Below are 19,043 nucleotides of genomic sequence, written 5' to 3' on the forward strand. Positions count from 1 at the left end.
TCCCGACTCCGATTTGCCGCCCATCTGTCTAGGCGCCACACTGGACCGGCGTCGAGGGGCGGCGCCGCAGCGTGGGGAGATCGGTATGGCACAGGGGACGTCGCAGTCACACCTTCGGCGGTGGAAAACCCACATCTGGGCGGCTGCCTGGATCTTGGTCGGGGCGATTTCCATCTTCGTCGTCGCGCCGCTCGCATCCAGCCCGTCCACGCTGAGCGGCCTCCAAGGATCACTCGACGAGCAGCAGAGCACGGTCACGGGGCTCGCGGTCGGCGCAACCGGCATCGCAGCAGGACTGAGCTTCGTGCCCGACGACTTTCAGCCCACACCTGTCATGGATAAGTTGGTCGCGGTGAGCGGATGGTTCGTGGTCATCATCGCCGCGATCATCCTGCAGAAGATGCTGATCACGGTGTCGGGCGCGATCGCGTTCGCCTTCATCATCCCAATCGCCTGTGCGCTTGCGGTCGTCTACATCTACTCGCGAAGGATCGCATTCCGCGCCATCGCCCTCAAGATCGCAGCGCTGGGCATCGTCCTCTTCGCCGCCGTGCCGGCATCGATCTGGGTGAGCTCGACCCTCACGACGACGTACACAGAGGCGGCGCTCGCCGCCGACTCGTATGACGAAAGCGTGGCTGATGCGGAGGAATCCCCCGATGAGGATGCGACGGGCGGATTCTTCGAGCAGGTCGGCGGGTGGTTCTCCGACGTTACCGAGAACATCACCGGAGCTGTACAGGATTCAACCGACGCGGCTCTCAAAGCGGTGGACTCGTTCACCCAGCAGTTCGCACTGCTTCTCATCACGACCTGCGTCATGCCGATTCTCGTCATGGTCCTCTTCGCATGGGTCGTGAAACTGCTCTTCGGCGTCGACATAGGTGTCGCTCGCGCAGCCCGTTCCGTCCAGAGCGCAACGGCGGGTGCTCTCGCGCCGAGGGTGACGTCCGGTGGCACCCGGAGCGATGTCGCACCTGCCGACGACTGACGAAGAGGCCCGCCTCGCGGCACTCGGCGCGGAGTCCTGACACCGGCGTACGCTGTCGCGCATGGACATCGACGTCGCCGTCGAGGGGTCGGGCACTCCGGCGCTCGTCTTGCATGGCGCGTACTCGACGCGCGACGAGGTCATGCCGGTGCTCGGTCCGCTCCTCACCGCTCGCGGCATGCGCGGCGTCTACCCCGACCTTCCCGGCATGGGGGAGTCGACGGACTCGAGCGCCCGGTCGAGCGACGAGGTGCTGGACGGATTGGATGCCGTCATCGCGGCGCACATCGGCGATGATCCGTTCGTCGTCATCGGCCATTCCTTCGGGGGTCACCTGGCGCGCGGAGTCGCGGCGCGGCATCCCGACCGGGTCATCGGCCTCGCGCTCGTCTCGCCACTCGTGGACGACTTCGAACCCGCGCCCGAGCGCGTCGTCGAGGACGACGGCCGCGTGGACGACCTCGACGAGGCCGTGCGCGACGACTTCACGGGCTACTTCGTGGTCCGCAATGCCCGCACGCGCGAGGCGTTCGAGAACGCGGTGCGTCCCGCTCTCGGGCGCTACGACGGCGACGTCGTGGAAGCCATCATGACGGCGTCCACCCTCACGCCCGATCCTGGCGACGTGCCCTTCCCGCGCCCGGTCGTCGTGCTGCTCGGCCGGGACGACGCCTTCATCGGCTGGAAGGCGCAACTGCGGCTCATGGACGCCTACCCTCGTGCGACCGTCGTCCTCGCCGACGGCGCGGGTCACGCGCTCCTGCACGAGCGGCCCGCGCTCGTGCGCACCGCACTCGAGGACTGGCTCGACCGCGTCTCCGCGTGACGCTACCGCCGAACCCACACACTTCTCGCGAACCCACACGATTCCGTCGTCGAAAGTATGTGGATTCGGCGAAATCGTGTGGGTTCGATCGCAGCCCGGGCGCGCGCTAGTGTGAGCGCGTGATCACGTTCCTCATCCGTGCGGCGATCTTCGTCGTCTCCGCGGCGCTCGGCCTGATCGTGGCCGACCTCATCCTGCCGGGCTTCTACCTGCACTGGAACGACTGGTGGGGCTTCGTGCTCGCCGTCGTGATCTTCGCCGTCCTGCAGAGCGTGCTCGCACCGTGGCTGTTCAAGATCACCCGCCGTCACGCGAATGCGCTCATCGGGGGCATCGGTCTCGTCTCGACCTTCGTCGCGCTGCTCATCGCCGTGATCGTGCCGGCGGCGGGGATCGGCATCGACGGACCGGTCGCCTGGATCATCGGCACCCTGATCGTGTGGCTCGTGACGGCCCTCGCGACGTGGCTGCTGCCGCCCCTGTTCATCAAGAAGCGCGTCGAGGAGCGCCGCAGCTAGCATCGATGGATGCCTGAGCCTCGCCGCATCCGCGTCGTCGGGAACTCGGGATCGGGCAAGTCGACCCTCGCAGCCGAGATCTCGCGGCGCACGGGCCTCCCGCGACTCGAGCTCGACGAGGTCTTCTGGGATGCCGGATGGCGCTACCGCGACCTCGACGAGGCGCACGCGCTGATCGATGCGTTCGTCGCCGAGCACCCCGAGGGCTGGGTCATCGACGGCAACTGGACGTCACGTCTCGAGGGACGCCTCGATCCGGGAACGGATGCCGGAGCGGATCTCGTCGTGTGGCTCGATCATCCGCGGCCGCTCGTCATGAGCCGTGTGATCCGCCGCACCGCGCGTCGCGGCATCCTGCGCGAGGAACTCTGGCACGGCAACCGCGAGCGTCCGTCGACCTGGCTCTCACGCGACCCTCACGAGAACATCGTGCTGTGGTCGTGGACGAATCACCGCGCGACGCGTGAGCGCATGACGGAGCGGATGGATGCCGGTCAGCCCGTCGTCCGGCTCGCCGGCCGGCGAGCGGTCGGACGGTGGCTCGCAACGCTCAGATGACGTACTCGGGCGCCATGAGGATCGCACGGGTGTCTTCGCCCGCGCGACGCGATCGCGGCTTCGCGGGCACCCCGACCAGGACGCTGTCGGGCGGGGCATCCTTCGTCACGACCGCGTTCGCGCCGACGACGGAGTGTGCTCCGACCGTGATCGGGCCCAGGATCTTCGCACCCGCGCCGACCGCGACGCCGTCCTCGAGGGTGGGGTGCCGCTTGCCCCCCTCGCGCTGACGGCCCCCGAGCGTCACGCCGTGGTAGAGCATGACGTCGTCGCCGACCTCGGCGGTCTCGCCGATCACGACACCCATGCCGTGGTCGATGAAGAACCGACGGCCGATCTTCGCGCCGGGGTGGATCTCGATGCCGGTGAGCCAGCGCGTCACCTGCGAGCCCATGCGCGCGACGAAGCGGAAGCCGCGACGCCACAGCGCGTGCCACACCCGGTGCGCCCAGATCGCGTGGAGTCCGGGGTACAGCACCGCGATCTCGAGGTTGCCGCGCGCTGCGGGGTCACGCAGCTTCGCCGCGGCGACGTCTTCGCGGATGCGACCCCAGAACGACACGTCAGTCCTCTCGGAGGTCTTCGAACAGCGCTGTCGTGAGGTAGCGCTCACCCGTGTCGGGGATGATGACGACGATCTTCTTGCCGGCGTTCTCGGGTCGCTTGGCGACCTCGAGGGCGGCCCAGACGGCGGCGCCGGACGACATGCCGACGAGCAGGCCCTCCTTCGCCGCGAGGTCGCGTGCGAGAGCGAGCGACGGCTCGAACTCGACGTCGATGACCTCGTCGATGACGGAGCGGTCGAGGATCTCGGGCACGAAGTTCGGACCGATGCCCTGGATCTTGTGGGGGCCGGGGTGTCCCTCGGTGAGGATGGGCGAGTCCTTCGGCTCGACGGCGACGATCTGCACGCCGGGCTTGCGCTCCTTGAGCACCTGGCCCACGCCCGTGATGGTGCCGCCCGTGCCGATGCCCGCGACGAAGATGTCGACGTCGCCGTCGGTGTCGCGCAGGATCTCCTCGGCCGTGGTCTTGCGGTGGATCTCGGGGTTCGCGGCGTTCTCGAACTGCCGCGCCCAGACGGCGCCCGGCGTCTCGGCGACGATGCGCTTGGCCTCGTCGACGGCGAGGGCCATGCCCTTCGTGGGGTCGGTGAGGACGAGCTCGGCGCCGAAGGCCTTGAGCAGCACACGGCGCTCCTTCGACATCGAGGCCGGCATCGTGAGGATGACGCGGTAGCCGCGCGCGGCGCCGACCATCGCGAGCGCGATGCCCGTGTTGCCGCTGGTGGACTCGACGAGGGTCCCGCCGGGCTTCAGTTCGCCCGACGCTTCGGCGGCGTTGACGAGTGCGATGCCGAGGCGGTCCTTGACGCTCGACGCGGGGTTGAAGAACTCGAGCTTCGCGTAGACGTCGGCGACGGCGCCGTCCGTCACGCGGTTGAGCTTGACCAGCGGCGTGTTGCCGAACGCGGTCGTGATGTCGGAGTGGATGCCGGGCATGTCGGGCCTTTCGCGGAGGGTCGTGACCGTGAACCAGCCTAGGGGAGCGTGCATTCCCGCAGGACTGTGTGACGGTCGCGGCCGATTAGGCTGGTTCGCGCTCATGGAATCCCCCCTCACGCTTCAGGCCGCACTTCGGCGCGCCGTCGACACGCTCGCGCGGGCGGCTGTCGCCGACCCCGTCGTCGACGCCGAACTGCTCGCCGCGCACGTGCTCGACACGGGACGCGGGGGAGTGCAGGCCGCCGCGATCCGCGGCGACAGCCTCTCGCCGGCACAGGCGGACGAGCTCGACCGCCTCGTCGCCCGCCGTGCCACGCGGGAGCCGTTGCAGCACCTCACGGGCACGGCGCCGTTCCGTCACCTCGAGCTCCGGGTCGGGCCGGGCGTCTTCGTTCCCCGGCCCGAGACCGAGATGGTCGCGCAGCTCGCGATCGATGCGCTCCGCGCCGCAGCGTCCGCCGCGCCGATCGCCGTCGACCTCGGAACGGGCAGCGGTGCCATCGCTCTCTCGATGGCGACCGAGGTGCCCCACGCACACGTTCACGCCGCCGAGAACTCCGTCCACGCGTTCGTGTGGACGAAGGAGAACTTCGCCCTCGTCGCAGCGGACAACGCCCGCCTCGCCTTCATCGACCTCGAGCACGCGTTCCCCGAGCTCGACGGAACCGTGTCGGTCGTGGCATCCAACCCCCCGTATGTTCCGGATGCCGCGATCCCGCGCGACCCCGAGGTGCGGTTCTTCGACCCGCCCGCGGCGCTCTACGGCGGAGCGGACGGTCTCGACGTCGTGCGCCTCCTCAGCCGCACAGGGCTCCGGCTCGCGCACCCCGGCGGCACGATCGTGATCGAGCACGGCGAGTGGCAGGGCGAGGCGATCCGCGCGATCCTCACGGCGGACGGCTGGCGAGCGGCATCCACGCATCCCGATCTCACGATGCGCGACCGCGCGACGACGGCGCTGCGTCCCTGATCCACCCAGGTACGCGGCCGTAGACTGTCGAGGTCATGTCCTCCCTCTTCGACTGCAGCGACGAGTCGCAGCTCCTCCCCGGCATGCGCGCCGCGCGGCGCGCCGTCGCGCGAGGCGAGCTGGTCGTCCTCCCCACCGACACCGTCTACGGCGTCGCCGCCGACGCGTTCGACGCCGCCGCCGTACAGCGGCTGCTGGATGCCAAGGGCCGCGGCCGTCAGTCGCCGCCGCCCGTGCTCGTGTCGGGCGTGAACACCCTGCGCGCGCTCGTCGCCGACGTGCCCGCCGCCGTCGAGCGGCTGGTCGAGGAGTTCTGGCCCGGCGGGCTGACCGTGGTTCTGCCGGCGCAGCCGTCGCTCACGTGGGACCTCGGCGAGACGCACGGCACGGTCGCCGTGCGCATGCCGGCGAACCGCATCGCGCTCGAACTGCTCGAAGAGACGGGGCCGCTCGCGGTGTCGTCGGCGAACCTCACGGGCAAGAACGCGGCGGTCTTCGTCGAGGATGCTCGCGCGATGCTGGGCGATTCCGTCGAGGTCTACCTCGATGGCGGTCCATCGATCCACGGCATCTCGTCGACGATCGTGGATGCTACGAGTCTCGTCGGCGGCGACGAGCCGGTCGTGCGGGTGCTGCGCGAGGGGGCGATCGAGCGGGCACGCCTTCGCGAAGTGCTCGGCGACCTGCTCGAGCCGGACCCCGCCGACAGCCCACCTCCTGGCGCGACCCTGTGAAGCAGTACGTCTTCACGATCATCCTCACGGCGGCACTGACGCTGGCGCTGTCGTGGGGGGTCTGGCGACTCAGTCTCAAGTACAAGCTGTATCCCGGCATCCGCGAGCGCGACGTGCACAAGACGCCGACGCCCCGTCTCGGCGGGGTCGCGATGTTCCTGGGCGTGACGGCGGCCTTCCTGATGTCGGCGCATCATCCCTTCTTCTCCCTCATCTGGGCGCAGCCCGAGCGCATCTGGGCGATCCTCGGTGCGACCTTCCTGATCGTCGTGATCGGCGTCGCGGACGACCTGTGGGACCTCGACTGGATGATCAAGCTGGGTGCGCAGTTCCTCGCCGCCGGCATCATCGCGTGGTTCGGAGGTCTGCAGATCTACGCGATCCCCCTGGGCGGCATGACGGTGGTCTCGACGTGGGTGAGCTTCACCCTCACGATCTTCGCGATCGTCGTCGTCATGAACGCCGTCAATTTCATCGACGGTCTGGACGGCCTCGTCGCCGGCGTCTGCCTCATCGCGAACGTCGTGTTCTTCGCCTACTCGTATCTGCTCGTGCGCGACTTCGGCGCGAGTACGTATTCGAACCTCGCCTCGTTCATCGCCGCCGCGCTCATCGGCGCCTGCCTCGGCTTCCTGCCGCTCAACTGGAGCCCCGCGAAGCTCTTCATGGGCGACTCGGGTGCCCTCATGCTGGGCCTGCTCATGGCCACTTCGGCCATCGCGATCACGGGTGACCTGGATCCGTCGATGTTCGACCCCGACGAGTTCGGCCGCTCGCAGCTGCTCGGTGCCTTCATCCCGATCATCCTGCCCGTCGTCGTCGTCCTGCTGCCGCTTCTCGATTTCGGCCTCGCCGTCCTGCGACGCGTCAGCAAGGGCAAATCGCCCTTCTCACCCGACCGCAAGCACCTGCATCACCGCATGCTCGACATGGGGCACTCGGATCGCGATGCCGTGCTGATCTTCTACGCGTGGACGGCCGTCGTGAGCCTCGCAGTGCTGCTCATGTACATCGGGGCGCAGGCCGACTGGCCAGGGGAGTATCTCCTCGGCGTCGCGTTCGGCGTGGTCGGCGTCGCCGTCTGCCTCGTGCTCACCTTCTCTCCCTCGCGGCTCTCGGCGAAACGCCGGGCCGCGGCATCCACTCCGCCACCGAACGTCCTGGAGGACGCCCGATGACTTCCCCGAAGCAGCTCTCGAGTACCCCGATCCTGCGCACGACCCTCATCTGGTCGGGCGTCGCGACGGCGGTGCTCGCCGTCCTCGGAGCCGTCATCGGCTTCCTCGTCGCCGGTACGGAGGGGCTGTGGAGCGCGCTCGCGGGCGTGCTCCTGGCCGCGGTGTTCCTCGCGATCACGGGGATCAGCATCCTCATCGCGAACCGCTGGTACGGCGATCCGCTCTTCGTCCAGCTCTTCTTCGGCATCGTCATGGGCGGCTGGCTGCTGAAGTTCGTGATCTTCCTCGTCGTGCTCTTCACGCTGCGCGGGCAGCCGTGGCTCAATCCGACGGTGTTCTTCTTCGCGGTGGTCATCAGCATCCTGACGTCCCTCGCCATCGACGTCGTGGTGATGCTCCGGATGCGAACCCCCTACGTAGGGGAGGCGACCCTGCCGACGGTGAATCCCGAAGAGAACCCTGAGGATGCGGACGACTCGGCTCCGCGGACTTAGGACGCCCTCAGGTTTGATAGGCTGACTTCTGCGCCCGCCGCCTCACCCGTGAGTGCTTCTGCGGAGTGACTCTCACCGACCATCGTCGCACCGGTCTCGACCGGTGCCCCGAAGCTGGAGCCAAGCGCTGTTTACTCAAGCTGCGACCCTGATCGCCACTGCAGTCGAATCGGACGATAGCGGCTTCCACGCGCCGTCGATCTGGGAATTCTTCCCCGATGCCGTCATCACCTTCCCTGGTCTGTACATCTTCGGGCAACCGTTCGAGATCACCCGGATCCACCTGATCCAGTTCCTCGCGACGATCGCCGTCGTGCTGATCTTCTGGCTCGGCACGCGCCGCATGAGGGTGGTCCCGGGTCGTTTCCAGAGCCTCGTCGAGATGGGCCTGGACTTCGTCCGCGTCAACATCGCGCACGACCTGCTGGGCAAGAAGGACGGCGATCGCTTCCTGCCGATCCTCACGACGATGTTCTTCATGATCCTGTTCATGAACATCACGGGCATCATCCCGGGCCTGAACATCGCCGGGACGAGCATCATCGCGGTGCCGCTGCTCCTCGCGATCGTCTCGTACGTGACGTTCATCTACGCGGGCATCAAGAAGAGCCCGAAGAACTTCTTCAAGAACTCGCTCTTCCCGTCGGGCGTGCCGTGGCCGATCTACATCATCGTCACGCCGATCGAGCTCATCTCGACCTTCGTCGTGCGTCCCATCACGCTGACCCTCCGACTCCTCATGAACATGATGGTCGGCCACCTGCTGCTCGTGCTGTTCTTCGCCGCGACGCAGTTCTTCTTCTTCACGGCCGGCGGCTGGTGGTCGCTCCTCGGAGTCGGCTCGCTCGCGTTCGGCTTCGTCTTCACTCTGTTCGAACTCCTGGTGGCAGTCCTCCAGGCGTACGTCTTCGCCCTCCTCACCGCGGTCTACATCCAGCTCGCGGTGGCGGAAGAGCACTGATCCCGGGTCGGCACAGCCACCCGTAACCGAAAGGAAAACCAACTCGTGGACGCAACTACGGTTCTCGCCGAGGTCACCGGCAGCATCGCAACCGTCGGCTACGGCCTCGCCGCCATCGGCCCGGCCATCGGCGTGGGCATCGTCGTCGGCAAGACGATCGAGGGTGTCGCCCGCCAGCCCGAGCTCGCAGGTCGCCTGCAGGTGCTCATGTGGATCGGTATCGCCTTCACCGAGGCGCTCGCCTTCATCGGCATCGCCACCGCCTTCATCTTCGGCTTCTGAGAACCTCTACGACGTAAGGAGACAGGATGCTTGACGCTCTTGTCACAATCGCCGCAGAAGAGGGCGAGGCGGCGCCGAGCCCTCTGCTGCCGGCCGCCTACGACATCGTCTGGTCGGCGGTGTGCTTCGTCGTCATCCTCTTCATCTTCTGGAAGGTCGCCCTTCCGCGCATGAAGAAGCTGCTCGACGAGCGCAGCGCTGCGATCGAAGGCAACATCGCGAAGGCCGACGAGGCCCAGCGCAAGGCCGAGGCCGCGCTCGAGGAGTACACGGCGCAGCTCGCCGACGCTCGCAAGGAAGCAGGCGAGATCCGCGACGCCGCCCGTGAGGACGGCAAGAAGATCGTCGCCGAGGCGAAGGACACCGCGACCTCCGAGGCCGCGCGTCTGACCTCCGCCGCGCACGCGCAGATCGAAGCCGAGCGCCAGACCGCGTTCGTCTCGCTGCGCAGCGAAGTGGGCACGCTCGCGCTCGACCTCGCCGGTGGCGTGATCGGCGAGACGCTGTCCGACGACAAGAAGGCCCAGGCCGTCGTCGACCGCTTCCTCGCGGACCTCGAGGCCTCCGAAGGAGCCAAGGCGTAATGGGCAGCGCGACCACTCAGGCGCTCGCGGCGACGACGACGGCGCTCGGCGCCGCGTCAGGTGTCGACCTGGACGTCGCCCGCGAGCTCTTCGCCGCGGCACGCGCCCTCGGCGACTCGTCGCAGCTGAGCGGCGCGCTCGCCGACTCCGCCGCTGCTCCCGCTGCACGTGCCAGCCTGGTCTCGGCCGTCTTCGGCAAGAGCGTCTCGGCGCAGACCGCGGCGCTGTTGACGCGGGTCGCCGAGCAGCGCTGGTCGTCGGCATCCGATCTCGTGGACGGCGTGGAGGAGCTCGCGATCCGCGCGGCTGCTCTCGCTGCGCCTGCGGCGGACGTCGAGGACGAGCTGTTCCGCTTCTCGCGCACGATCGCCGCGAACCCCGAGCTCGAGCTCGCGCTCGGCAGCCGCATAGGCGAGTCCTCCGCCAAGGGGGAGCTCGTCGAGAAGCTGATCGGCGGCAAGGCGAGCACATCGACGACGCTCATCGCGGCGTCGCTCGTGCAGCAGCCGCGCGAGCGCCGTGTGCGTCAGCTGCTGTCGCGTGCGACGAAGCTGGTCGCCGACCAGCGCGGCCGCGTCGTCGCGACCGCCTATGCCGCGGTGCCGCTGAGCGACGCACAGGTCGACCGTCTCGCCGCGGCGCTCTCGCAGCGCTACGGCACGGCGGTCTCGATCAACACGGTCGTCGACCCGACCGTCGTCGGGGGCCTGCGCGTGCAGATCGCCGACGACGTCATCGACGCGAGCGTGTCATCGCGCCTCGCCGACCTCCGCCAGCGCCTCGCTGGCTGACCCACACTTCCCGCCGCCGGCGGAGATTTCGGGGCCTGGCCCCACAAACGACAGGAAACAAAGGGAAGACAATGGCAGAACTGTCTATCAGCCCCGACGCCATCCGTGACGCGCTGAAGGACTTCGTCGCCGCCTACGAGCCCACGGGCGCCGCGGCCACCGAGGTCGGCACCGTCATCGATGCCGCCGACGGCATCGCGCACGTCGAGGGTCTCCCCGGCGTCATGGCCAACGAGCTCGTCCAGTTCGAAGACGGCACGCAGGGTCTCGCCCTGAACCTCGACGAGCACGAGGTCGGCGTCGTCGTCCTCGGTGAGTTCGCCGGCGTCGAGGCGGGTCAGCCCGTCACCCGCACGGGCGAGGTCCTCTCGGTCGCCGTCGGCGACGGCTACCTCGGCCGTGTCGTCGACCCGCTCGGCAACCCGATCGACGGTCTCGGCGAGGTCACTCCTCTCGACGGTCGCCGCGCCCTCGAACTGCAGGCGCCCGGCGTCATGTCCCGCAAGTCGGTGCACGAGCCCATGCAGACCGGCATCAAGGCGATCGACGCCATGATCCCGATCGGCCGCGGCCAGCGCCAGCTCATCATCGGAGACCGCCAGACCGGCAAGACGGCGATCGCGCTCGACACGATCATCAACCAGAAGGCCAACTGGGAGTCCGGCGACGTCAACAAGCAGGTCCGCTGCATCTACGTCGCCATCGGTCAGAAGGGCTCGACGATCGCCGCCGTCAAGGGCGCGCTCGAAGACGCCGGTGCGATGGAGTACACGACGATCGTCGCTGCTCCGGCATCCGACCCCGCCGGCTTCAAGTACCTCGCCCCGTACACCGGCTCGGCCATCGGCCAGCACTGGATGTACGACGGCAAGCACGTCCTGATCATCTTCGACGACCTGACGAAGCAGGCCGAGGCCTACCGCGCCGTTTCGCTGCTCCTGCGCCGCCCGCCGGGCCGCGAGGCGTACCCCGGTGACGTCTTCTACCTGCACTCGCGTCTGCTCGAGCGCTGCGCGAAGCTCTCGGACGACCTCGGCGCCGGCTCGATGACGGGTCTGCCGATCATCGAGACGAAGGCCAACGACGTGTCGGCCTACATCCCGACCAACGTGATCTCGATCACGGACGGCCAGATCTTCCTGCAGTCCGACCTCTTCAACGCCAACCAGCGTCCCGCGGTCGACGTCGGCATCTCGGTGTCGCGCGTCGGCGGTGACGCCCAGGTGAAGTCGATCAAGAAGGTCTCCGGCACGCTGAAGCTCGAGCTCGCGCAGTACCGCTCGCTCGAGGCGTTCGCGATGTTCGCGAGCGACCTGGATGCGGCATCCCGTCGCCAGCTCTCGCGCGGTGCGCGTCTGACCGAGCTGCTCAAGCAGCCGCAGTACTCGCCGTACCCCGTCGAGGAGCAGGTCGTCTCGATCTGGGCCGGTACGAACGGCAAGCTCGACTCGATCGAGGTCGAGGACGTGCTGCCCTTCGAGCGCGAGCTCCTGGACTACCTGCGTCGCAACACGACGATCCTCGACACCCTGCGCGACACGAACGTCCTCGACGACGACACCGCCGCCGAACTGGGCAAGAAGGTCGACGAGTTCATCCTCGAGTTCCAGGCCGGCAAGGGCCAGGCGATCTCGAAGCCGGGCCACGAAGAGGCCAAGGCCGCAGAGGTCGACGACGTGAACCAGGAGAAGATCGTCAAGGGCCGCCGCTAAGGCGGGCCGGGGCAACCACCATGGGCGCACAACTCCGGGTCTACAAGCAGAAGATCAACACTGCTCAGACGACCAAGAAGATCACGAAGGCGATGGAACTCATCGCGGCTTCGCGCATCCAGAAGGCGATGGCGCGTGTGCGCGCGTCGTCGCCCTTCGCGCGAGCCGTGACGCGCGCCGTCTCAGCCGTGTCGACGCACTCGAACGTGGAGCACCCGCTCACGACCGAGCGCGAGGTCATCCGGCGCTCCGCCGTCGTGATCTTCGCGTCGGACCGCGGGCTCGCAGGCGCGTTCAACTCGCAGATCCTCCGCGAAGGCGTCGAGCTCGCCGAACTCCTGCGTCAGCAGGGCAAGGAGCCGGTGTTCTACCTCGTCGGTCGCAAGGCCGTCGGATACTTCCAGTTCCGTCGCATCGAGGCGGCCGCGGAGTGGACGGGTGACACCGACACGCCGCACTTCTCGACGGCGGAGGAGATCGCGGCGGTACTGCTCGATGCGTACGACCGCGGTGGCGAAGACGGCGGCGTCGACGAGATCAACCTCGTCTACAACCGCTTCGTCAGCATGATGACGCAGACGCCCGAGACCGTGCGACTGCTGCCCCTCGAGGTCGTCGAGGCCGAGGAGTCGTCGTCGGCTCAGGTGTACCCGCTCTACGAGTTCGAGCCGGATGCCGCGGTGGTGCTGGACGCCCTGCTGCCGGTGTACATCCAGAGCCGCGTCTTCAATGCGCTCCTGCAGTCGTCCGCAGCCAAGCACGCCGCGACGCAGAAGGCCATGAAGTCCGCGAGCGACAACGCCGACAAGCTCATCACCAACTACACGCGCCTGCGCAACAACGCGCGCCAGGCCGAGATCACGCAGCAGATCGCCGAGATCGTCGGCGGCGCCGACGCTCTCGCGTCTGGCAAGTAAAGACCACACGAAAGAGGATGAAGCCATGAGCCTCACCGCAGAGAAGACCGGTACCGCGGTCGTCGGGCGCGTCGCGCGCGTCACCGGCCCGGTCGTCGACATCGAGTTCCCGCACGACTCGATCCCCGACATCTACAACGCGCTCAAGACCACCATCACGGTCGACGGCGAGTCGACCGAGATCACCCTCGAGGTCGCGCAGCACCTGGGCGACGACCTCGTCCGCGCCATCTCGCTCAAGCCGACCGACGGCATGGTCCGCGGCCAGGAGGTGCGCGACACGGGCGACCAGATCACGGTCCCCGTCGGCGACGTCACCAAGGGCAAGGTCTTCAACGTCACGGGCGACGTCCTCAACGCCGAGCCCGGCGAGACGATCGAGGTCACCGAGCGCTGGGGCATCCACCGCAAGGCGCCGAACTTCGACCAGCTCGAGTCGAAGACGACGATGTTCGAGACCGGCATCAAGGTCATCGACCTGCTCACCCCGTACGTGCAGGGTGGAAAGATCGGCCTGTTCGGCGGCGCCGGCGTCGGCAAGACCGTCCTCATCCAGGAGATGATCCAGCGCGTGGCGCAGGACCACGGTGGCGTGTCGGTGTTCGCCGGCGTGGGTGAGCGTACGCGTGAGGGCAACGACCTCATCGCCGAGATGGAGGAGGCGGGTGTCTTCGACAAGACCGCGCTCGTCTTCGGCCAGATGGACGAGCCGCCGGGAACGCGTCTGCGCGTCGCCCTCTCGGCCCTCACGATGGCCGAGTACTTCCGCGACGTGCAGAAGCAGGACGTGCTGCTGTTCATCGACAACATCTTCCGCTTCACGCAGGCGGGCTCCGAGGTCTCGACGCTCCTCGGCCGCATGCCCTCGGCCGTGGGCTACCAGCCGAACCTCGCCGACGAGATGGGTGTGCTCCAGGAGCGCATCACCTCGACGCGCGGTCACTCGATCACGTCGCTCCAGGCGATCTACGTGCCGGCTGACGACTACACCGACCCCGCCCCGGCGACGACGTTCGCGCACCTCGACGCGACGACCGAGCTCTCGCGCGAGATCGCGTCGAAGGGTCTGTACCCGGCCGTCGACCCCCTGACGTCGACGAGCCGCATCCTCGACCCGCGTTACATCGGTGAGGACCACTACCGCGTGGCGACCGCCGTCAAGCAGATCCTCCAGAAGAACAAGGAACTGCAGGAGATCATCGCGATCCTCGGTGTCGACGAACTGTCCGAAGAGGACAAGATCGTCGTGTCGCGCGCCCGTCGCATCCAGCAGTTCCTCTCGCAGAACACCTACATGGCGAAGAAGTTCACCGGTGTCGAGGGCTCCACGGTTCCCATCAAGGAGACCATCGAGTCGTTCGACGCGATCGTCAAGGGTGACTTCGACCACGTCGCCGAGCAGGCCTTCTTCAACGTCGGTGGCATCTCGGACGTCGAGGAGCAGTGGGCGAAGATCCAGAAGGAGAACGGCTGATGCCGATCAACGTCAGCCTGGTCTCGGCGGACGCCGAGATCTGGTCGGGGGAGGCGTCGCTCGTCGTCGCCAAGACCGTCCTGGGCGAGATCGGCTTCATGTCGGGTCACGAGCCCGTGCTCGCGATCCTCGCCGAGGGACAGGTGCGCATCACCCAGACCTCGGGCGAGAAGATCATCGCGAACGCCGAGGACGGCTTCCTGTCGATGGAGGGTGACGAGCTCTCGATCGTGGCGGGCAACGCCTCACTCGTGAACTGACCCACGCGATCATTCCGTACGCCGTCCGGCTCCGCCGGGCGGCGTACGGCGTCTCCGAGGACCCCCATGCTGATCCTGCTGCCGCCGTCCGAGACCAAGCGCCCGGGCGGCTCGAAGCGCGTGCTCGACGTCGACGCTCTCGCCCTGCCGTCCCTCGCGCCGCAGCGTTCGCAGGTCGTCGACGCCCTGGTGGCGCTCTCGGCCGATCCGAAGGCGGCGACGCGCGTTCTCAAACTCAGCCCCAGGCAGCTCGACGAGATCGCGGTGAATGCGGGCATCCGTGAAGCACCCACGATGCCGGCTGTGGACCGCTACACGGGCGTGCTCTACGACGCGCTGGATGCGGCATCCCTCGACGCGACGTCCCGCCGTTGGCTGGGGCGCCACGTCATGATCCACTCCGCGCCGTTCGGCCCCGTCGGCGCGCTCGACCGCATTCCCGCCTATCGACTGGGTGCGGGCGCGTCTCTGCCGGAGGTGCCGGCGCTGACGCGCGTGTGGGCGGACGCCGTGAAGAACGCGCTGGCGGCGGCATCCATCCCCTTCGTCCTCGACATGCGCTCGGAGGCATATGTGGCGCTCGGGCCCGTGCCTGAGGACGTGGCGTCCGTCTACGTGCGCGTCGTGTCGCATGGCCCCGACGGTGCCGTGCGCGCTCTCAACCACTTCAACAAGCACGCGAAGGGCGCGCTCGTCCGCCGTCTCGCGCAGAACCGCCCACGCGTCGCGTCACGTGCGGGATTCGTGAAATGGGCGGATGCCGCGGGCATGCGCGTTCGCGAAGGCAAGCCCGGCGAGCTGGAGCTGTTCGCCTGACCGGTCAGCGCCGAGTGTTCTCGGCGGTCCGTTCGGTGTTCTCGGCGATCGCGATGAGGGCCACGATGCCCTCGATCACGAACCTGAGCGTGATGATCGCGAGGAACGAGAGGATCGGCACCAGGATGATCGTCGCGATGATGAGCGAGATGCCCGCGCCCGGGTTGATCCACAGCGCGCCGATTCCGCGGAAGATGCCGCTGACGAACCAGACGATGAAGCCGATGCCGATCGCGATGAGACCGACGAGGTAGAAGACGCTCGCAAGCCGACGCGTGATGAACGTGCGGAACGAGATGTCGAAGAGCGCACGGAAGAAGCCGCGGCCGATGTCGTCGATCTCGCCGTGGAGCGACGTCGGGACTCCCGTGTCGTCGGGGTCCGTCGAGGGATCGTAGGCGGGGGCCGCGGCGGCGGCTTCGGCGGCGGGACGCGAGGGAAGCGGCGGAACGGGGGGAGGGGTGTCGCTCATGGGTTTCCTTCCGAGGATCGGACGAGTCCGTACTCGTCAGGCTATCCATGGTCTGCAGGCGTCACCATCCTCGCCGCGCCTGCTGACACGGAGGTGGGTCCGTCGATAGCATGTGGGACGCGGGCCGAGGGCGCGCCGGCGCTGTGCGTCGCAATCGTTCCGAGGGGACGCGCTTCATGACTTACGACGACTACGGCACGGGCGGTCTGCTCGCCTTGTATCTGGTCCTTATCCCGATCCTCTTCATCGTCGGCATCGCGTTCTACATCGTCGGTGCCATCTTCCTGATGAAGCTGTTCGAGAAGGCTGGTGTCCAGGGCAAGTGGCGTGCCTGGGTGCCTGTCTACAACTCGATGATCGTCGCGAAGCTCGGCGACTTGTCGCCGTGGGTGATGTTGGGCGCGATCCTCGTGGCCGGCTTGCTCGGGCAGATTCCGGTCATCGGCTGGCTCCTGGGCCTCGTCGGCCTCGCCGCGTGGGTGCTGTCGGCATGGCGCGTTGGCCTCAAGGCCGGCAAGGACTGGCCGCTGCTGCTCCTCTGGCTGATCCCGGGCGTCGGCACGCTCATCTGGCTGGCGATCGTCGCGTTCGACAAGGCGCCGTGGAACCCCAACATCGCGCCGTCGCCGTGGCGGAACTCCTTCTTGAAGGACACCACGGTGTGGCAGGGCATTCCGGTCCAGCCCGACCAGGCCGTCGCCGCTCCTCCCGCGCCCGGCGCCTACCCGCCGCCCGCGGGCTATCAGCCCCCGACCGGCTACACCGCACCGCCGGCGCCGCCCGCGGGCTACACGCCGCCGCCTGCTCCGCCGGCAGCCGCTCCGCCCGCGGCTGCTCAGCCGCCCGTCGAGCCGCCCGCGCCTCCGACGGCACCGCCGGCAGCCCCGCCGGCAGCGCCCGAGCCGCCCACGACGCCGCCGACCGAACCGCCGGCAGCGCCCGAGCCGCCCAAGGCCTGATCCTGCAACGACGATGCCCCTCCGCCGACCGCGGAGGGGCATCGCCTCGTCTAGCGTGGAAGCATGACTTCCCTCATCCCGCTGCGCCGCGTCGGCGCGTCCGGTCTTCTCGTTTCGGCCACCGGCCTCGGCTGCAACAACTTCGGTCGCGAGGGCACGCGCACCGAGACGCTCGCCGGCACGAAGGACGTCCTCGATGCGGCGATCGACGCGGGCGTGACCTTCCTGGACACGGCAGACATGTACGGGAAGGATGCCGGAGACTCCGAGACCCTCATGGGCGAGGCGCTCAAGGGCCGTCGGGACAGCGTGACGCTGGCGACGAAGTTCGGTCACTCGGGGCGCGAGATCGGGTATCCCGACTCGGGATCGAAGGCATCCCGCTCCTACATCCGCCGGGCAGTCGAGGGCTCGCTCACGCGCCTGCAGACCGACTGGATCGACCTGTACCAACTGCACGTGCCCGACCCGGACACGCCGATCGAAGAGACTCTCGACGCTCTCGCCGATCTCGTCCGGGAGGGCAAGGTGCGCTACATCGGGCATTCGAACCTCAGCGGGTGGCAGATCGCCGAGGCGCACTACGTCGCCGCAGAACGCGCCGGCGTCCCGTTCGTCAGCGCGCAGAACCACTACAGCCTGCTGGCGCGCGCGGCTGAGCGCGATGTGCTGCCGGCCGTCCGCAGGTTCGGTCTCGGATTCCTCCCGTACTTCCCGCTCCACAACGGCCTGCTGACGGGCAAGTTCACGCGCGATCACGCGCCGTCGGACACCCGCATCATGCGCCAGCGCCAGCACGTCTGGCAGGAGGCGCCCTGGGATGCACTCGAGGCGTACCAGGCGTTCTGCGACGACCGGGGCATCACGATGCTCGAGGCGACCTTCGGCTGGCTCCTCGCCCAGCCGGGTCTCGTGAGCGTCATCGCGGGTGCCACGACCGCTGATCAGGTGCAGGCGAACGCCGCTGCGGCGACGGCATGGACGCCGGGATCTGACGACCTCGCCGCCATCGACGCGCTGTTCCCGCTGCCGCAGGATCCCGGCGCGAAGGTGTGACGAGGCGGTCGCCGGTGGGGGCGACCGGAGGCGCGGCCGGTGAACCGACTAGTATGTGAGCACGTGGATCCCGATGCCGTGGATCACGAAGACGCGGTGACGGGGAGGAGCGGCGTAGCCGAAGCATCCACCCATTCGCGGTCCGTCTCGTTGCCCGACGGCGACCTCACGCTCACCTGGGCGGCCGTCACCCACACGGGCCGGCGACGCGATTCGAACCAGGATGCCGTGCTCGCCGCCTATCCGCTCTTCATCGTCGCGGACGGCATGGGCGGCCACATCGGCGGCGAGATCGCGAGCGCCAGCACGGTCGACCGACTGCGCGGCCTCGTCGATGGACACGTCTCGACGAAGGCGATCGAGAAAGCGCTCGCACGCGCCGTGAAGGACATCGCGTCGCATCCCGAGACCACCGACGACGGCACCGGCACGACGGTGACCGGCGTCTTCCTCGATGCGTCGCAGCACGTCCCGCACTGGGTGACGCTGAACATCGGGGACTCGCGCGTCTATCTCGTGCGCGACGGCGTGATCGACCAGATCACGACCGACCATTCCGTCGTGCAGGAGCTGGTCGCGGCAGGGCGACTGAGCCCCGAAGAGGCCGAGAACCACCCGTACGGCAACGTGATCACGCGCGCCGTCGGACCGAGCGACGGCGTGACGCCCGACTACGTGCGACTGGACGTCGTGGACGGGGATCGCTTCGTCATCTGCTCGGACGGGCTCACGAAGGAGCTCACCGACTACGGCATCCAGCACTTCCTCGCCGAGAACGCCGACCCTGCCGACGCCGTGACGGCGATGCTCGAGGCGGCGCTCGAGAACGGCGGTCGGGACAACGTGACGATCATCGTGCTCGATGTCGCCCGCGAGGGCGAGTCCGGCGAGCCGGCAGAGGCCACGGAGGAGACGGCGCCCGCCGAGCGCACAGCGACCGAGCCTCTCGACGCCTCCTCCACAGACGAGGTCTGACGGCGGTTCT

At 68.2% G+C, this 19,043-nt stretch carries 23 protein-coding genes; 20 read left to right on the plus strand and 3 right to left on the minus strand.

Going from position 1 to position 19,043, the window contains the following annotated elements:
- The first annotated feature begins 154 nt into the window (after nucleotides 1–154).
- The 4 genes from MA876_RS06905 to MA876_RS06920 all read left to right on the plus strand — a co-directional run bounded on the left by MA876_RS06905 (nucleotide 155) and on the right by MA876_RS06920 (nucleotide 2,893).
- On the plus strand, nucleotides 155–991 hold the full coding sequence (locus MA876_RS06905) for a hypothetical protein (RefSeq protein WP_248147250.1): 837 nt from the start codon (nucleotides 155–157) through the stop codon (nucleotides 989–991).
- Nucleotides 992–1,052: 61 nt separating this feature from the next.
- On the plus strand, nucleotides 1,053–1,817 hold the full coding sequence (locus MA876_RS06910; protein ID WP_248147251.1) for an alpha/beta fold hydrolase: 765 nt from the start codon (nucleotides 1,053–1,055) through the stop codon (nucleotides 1,815–1,817).
- A gap of 119 nt (nucleotides 1,818–1,936) precedes the next feature.
- A complete protein-coding gene (locus MA876_RS06915) occupies nucleotides 1,937–2,335 on the plus strand; it encodes a phage holin family protein (protein WP_248147252.1) in 399 nt (132 codons plus the stop codon).
- A gap of 9 nt (nucleotides 2,336–2,344) precedes the next feature.
- Entirely contained in the window at nucleotides 2,345–2,893 is a 549-nt protein-coding gene (locus MA876_RS06920) for a P-loop NTPase family protein (protein WP_248147253.1), read from the plus strand.
- On the opposite strand, the gene epsC is transcribed toward MA876_RS06920, so the two are convergent.
- The gene (gene epsC, locus MA876_RS06925; RefSeq protein WP_248147254.1) at nucleotides 2,886–3,455 is read right to left on the minus strand and encodes a serine O-acetyltransferase EpsC; all 570 of its coding nucleotides are present in this window, start codon (nucleotides 3,453–3,455) and stop codon (nucleotides 2,886–2,888) included. The two genes, MA876_RS06920 and epsC, sit on opposite strands and share 8 nt — an antisense overlap.
- Nucleotide 3,456: 1 nt before the next feature.
- Nucleotides 3,457–4,395 (minus strand): cysteine synthase A, encoded by a 939-nt coding sequence (gene cysK, locus MA876_RS06930; RefSeq protein ID WP_248147986.1) that lies wholly within the window; start codon nucleotides 4,393–4,395, stop codon nucleotides 3,457–3,459.
- A 103-nt stretch (nucleotides 4,396–4,498) separates the two neighbouring features.
- Here cysK and prmC point away from each other — a divergent pair, with 103 nt between their 5' ends.
- The 13 genes from prmC to MA876_RS06995 all read left to right on the plus strand — a co-directional run bounded on the left by prmC (nucleotide 4,499) and on the right by MA876_RS06995 (nucleotide 15,571).
- The gene (gene prmC / locus MA876_RS06935; RefSeq protein ID WP_248147255.1) at nucleotides 4,499–5,368 is read left to right on the plus strand and encodes a peptide chain release factor N(5)-glutamine methyltransferase; all 870 of its coding nucleotides are present in this window, start codon (nucleotides 4,499–4,501) and stop codon (nucleotides 5,366–5,368) included.
- Nucleotides 5,369–5,403: 35 nt separating this feature from the next.
- Nucleotides 5,404–6,102: an L-threonylcarbamoyladenylate synthase gene (locus MA876_RS06940; protein WP_248147257.1), complete on the plus strand. Its 699-nt coding sequence runs from the start codon at nucleotides 5,404–5,406 to the stop codon at nucleotides 6,100–6,102.
- Nucleotides 6,099–7,280 (plus strand): MraY family glycosyltransferase, encoded by a 1,182-nt coding sequence (locus tag MA876_RS06945; RefSeq protein ID WP_248147260.1) that lies wholly within the window; start codon nucleotides 6,099–6,101, stop codon nucleotides 7,278–7,280. Before MA876_RS06940 ends, MA876_RS06945 begins: the two co-directional genes overlap by 4 nt.
- Entirely contained in the window at nucleotides 7,277–7,774 is a 498-nt protein-coding gene (locus MA876_RS06950) for a Cg1360 family ATP-synthase-associated protein (protein WP_248147262.1), read from the plus strand. Before MA876_RS06945 ends, MA876_RS06950 begins: the two co-directional genes overlap by 4 nt.
- A 103-nt stretch (nucleotides 7,775–7,877) precedes the next feature.
- The gene (gene atpB / locus MA876_RS06955; protein WP_372491493.1) at nucleotides 7,878–8,735 is read left to right on the plus strand and encodes a F0F1 ATP synthase subunit A; all 858 of its coding nucleotides are present in this window, start codon (nucleotides 7,878–7,880) and stop codon (nucleotides 8,733–8,735) included.
- 45 nt (nucleotides 8,736–8,780) lie between these two features.
- A complete protein-coding gene (gene atpE / locus MA876_RS06960; protein WP_196384624.1) occupies nucleotides 8,781–9,017 on the plus strand; it encodes an ATP synthase F0 subunit C in 237 nt (78 codons plus the stop codon).
- A 26-nt stretch (nucleotides 9,018–9,043) separates the two neighbouring features.
- Nucleotides 9,044–9,601: a F0F1 ATP synthase subunit B gene (locus MA876_RS06965; protein WP_248147264.1), complete on the plus strand. Its 558-nt coding sequence runs from the start codon at nucleotides 9,044–9,046 to the stop codon at nucleotides 9,599–9,601.
- Entirely contained in the window at nucleotides 9,601–10,392 is a 792-nt protein-coding gene (locus MA876_RS06970) for a F0F1 ATP synthase subunit delta (RefSeq protein WP_248147266.1), read from the plus strand. Before MA876_RS06965 ends, MA876_RS06970 begins: the two co-directional genes overlap by 1 nt.
- A gap of 71 nt (nucleotides 10,393–10,463) precedes the next feature.
- Nucleotides 10,464–12,104 (plus strand): F0F1 ATP synthase subunit alpha, encoded by a 1,641-nt coding sequence (atpA, locus tag MA876_RS06975; RefSeq protein ID WP_248147268.1) that lies wholly within the window; start codon nucleotides 10,464–10,466, stop codon nucleotides 12,102–12,104.
- 20 nt (nucleotides 12,105–12,124) lie between these two features.
- Nucleotides 12,125–13,021, plus strand: coding sequence for a F0F1 ATP synthase subunit gamma (locus tag MA876_RS06980; RefSeq protein WP_248147269.1), 897 nt, complete (start codon nucleotides 12,125–12,127; stop codon nucleotides 13,019–13,021).
- 25 nt (nucleotides 13,022–13,046) lie between these two features.
- Nucleotides 13,047–14,495, plus strand: a complete 1,449-nt coding sequence (atpD, locus tag MA876_RS06985) for a F0F1 ATP synthase subunit beta (RefSeq protein ID WP_248147271.1) — start codon at nucleotides 13,047–13,049, stop codon at nucleotides 14,493–14,495.
- Entirely contained in the window at nucleotides 14,495–14,755 is a 261-nt protein-coding gene (locus MA876_RS06990) for a F0F1 ATP synthase subunit epsilon (RefSeq protein ID WP_248147273.1), read from the plus strand. Before atpD ends, MA876_RS06990 begins: the two co-directional genes overlap by 1 nt.
- Before the next feature lie 66 nt (nucleotides 14,756–14,821).
- Nucleotides 14,822–15,571: a YaaA family protein gene (locus MA876_RS06995; protein WP_248147275.1), complete on the plus strand. Its 750-nt coding sequence runs from the start codon at nucleotides 14,822–14,824 to the stop codon at nucleotides 15,569–15,571.
- Nucleotides 15,572–15,575: 4 nt separating this feature from the next.
- Here MA876_RS06995 and MA876_RS07000 read toward each other — a convergent pair whose 3' ends face one another.
- Nucleotides 15,576–16,043, minus strand: coding sequence for a DUF4282 domain-containing protein (locus MA876_RS07000; RefSeq protein WP_248147276.1), 468 nt, complete (start codon nucleotides 16,041–16,043; stop codon nucleotides 15,576–15,578).
- A 176-nt stretch (nucleotides 16,044–16,219) separates the two neighbouring features.
- On the opposite strand from MA876_RS07000, the gene MA876_RS07005 reads away from it, so the two are divergent.
- From MA876_RS07005 to MA876_RS07015, 3 genes are all read left to right on the plus strand, one after another.
- Nucleotides 16,220–17,002 carry a large exoprotein gene (locus tag MA876_RS07005; RefSeq protein WP_248147277.1) on the plus strand — a complete coding sequence of 261 codons (783 nt, stop codon included), beginning with the start codon at nucleotides 16,220–16,222 and terminating at the stop codon, nucleotides 17,000–17,002.
- A gap of 63 nt (nucleotides 17,003–17,065) precedes the next feature.
- Nucleotides 17,066–18,058, plus strand: coding sequence for an aldo/keto reductase (locus MA876_RS07010; RefSeq protein WP_248147278.1), 993 nt, complete (start codon nucleotides 17,066–17,068; stop codon nucleotides 18,056–18,058).
- A 63-nt stretch (nucleotides 18,059–18,121) separates the two neighbouring features.
- Nucleotides 18,122–19,033, plus strand: coding sequence for a PP2C family protein-serine/threonine phosphatase (locus MA876_RS07015; RefSeq protein WP_248147279.1), 912 nt, complete (start codon nucleotides 18,122–18,124; stop codon nucleotides 19,031–19,033).
- Nucleotides 19,034–19,043: the final 10 nt, after the last annotated feature.

The sequence above is a fragment of the Microbacterium aoyamense genome (assembly GCF_023155855.1).
In the GTDB taxonomy this organism is placed as follows: domain Bacteria; phylum Actinomycetota; class Actinomycetes; order Actinomycetales; family Microbacteriaceae; genus Microbacterium; species Microbacterium aoyamense.

What these genes read in the sequence shown, in the direction of transcription:
- MA876_RS06910 (WP_248147251.1), top strand. Translation starts at nt 1,053, where the DNA reads ATGGACATCGACGTCGCCGTCGAGGGGTCGGGCACTCCGGCGCTCGTC.
- MA876_RS06920 (WP_248147253.1), top strand. Translation starts at nt 2,345, where the DNA reads ATGCCTGAGCCTCGCCGCATCCGCGTCGTCGGGAACTCGGGATCGGGC.
- cysK (WP_248147986.1), bottom strand. Translation starts at nt 4,395, where the DNA reads ATGCCCGGCATCCACTCCGACATCACGACCGCGTTCGGCAACACGCCG.
- prmC (WP_248147255.1), top strand. Translation starts at nt 4,499, where the DNA reads ATGGAATCCCCCCTCACGCTTCAGGCCGCACTTCGGCGCGCCGTCGAC.
- MA876_RS06940 (WP_248147257.1), top strand. Translation starts at nt 5,404, where the DNA reads ATGTCCTCCCTCTTCGACTGCAGCGACGAGTCGCAGCTCCTCCCCGGC.
- MA876_RS06950 (WP_248147262.1), top strand. Translation starts at nt 7,277, where the DNA reads ATGACTTCCCCGAAGCAGCTCTCGAGTACCCCGATCCTGCGCACGACC.
- MA876_RS06965 (WP_248147264.1), top strand. Translation starts at nt 9,044, where the DNA reads ATGCTTGACGCTCTTGTCACAATCGCCGCAGAAGAGGGCGAGGCGGCG.
- MA876_RS06970 (WP_248147266.1), top strand. Translation starts at nt 9,601, where the DNA reads ATGGGCAGCGCGACCACTCAGGCGCTCGCGGCGACGACGACGGCGCTC.
- atpA (WP_248147268.1), top strand. Translation starts at nt 10,464, where the DNA reads ATGGCAGAACTGTCTATCAGCCCCGACGCCATCCGTGACGCGCTGAAG.
- MA876_RS06980 (WP_248147269.1), top strand. Translation starts at nt 12,125, where the DNA reads ATGGGCGCACAACTCCGGGTCTACAAGCAGAAGATCAACACTGCTCAG.
- atpD (WP_248147271.1), top strand. Translation starts at nt 13,047, where the DNA reads ATGAGCCTCACCGCAGAGAAGACCGGTACCGCGGTCGTCGGGCGCGTC.
- MA876_RS06990 (WP_248147273.1), top strand. Translation starts at nt 14,495, where the DNA reads ATGCCGATCAACGTCAGCCTGGTCTCGGCGGACGCCGAGATCTGGTCG.
- MA876_RS06995 (WP_248147275.1), top strand. Translation starts at nt 14,822, where the DNA reads ATGCTGATCCTGCTGCCGCCGTCCGAGACCAAGCGCCCGGGCGGCTCG.
- MA876_RS07000 (WP_248147276.1), bottom strand. Translation starts at nt 16,043, where the DNA reads ATGAGCGACACCCCTCCCCCCGTTCCGCCGCTTCCCTCGCGTCCCGCC.
- MA876_RS07005 (WP_248147277.1), top strand. Translation starts at nt 16,220, where the DNA reads ATGACTTACGACGACTACGGCACGGGCGGTCTGCTCGCCTTGTATCTG.
- MA876_RS07010 (WP_248147278.1), top strand. Translation starts at nt 17,066, where the DNA reads ATGACTTCCCTCATCCCGCTGCGCCGCGTCGGCGCGTCCGGTCTTCTC.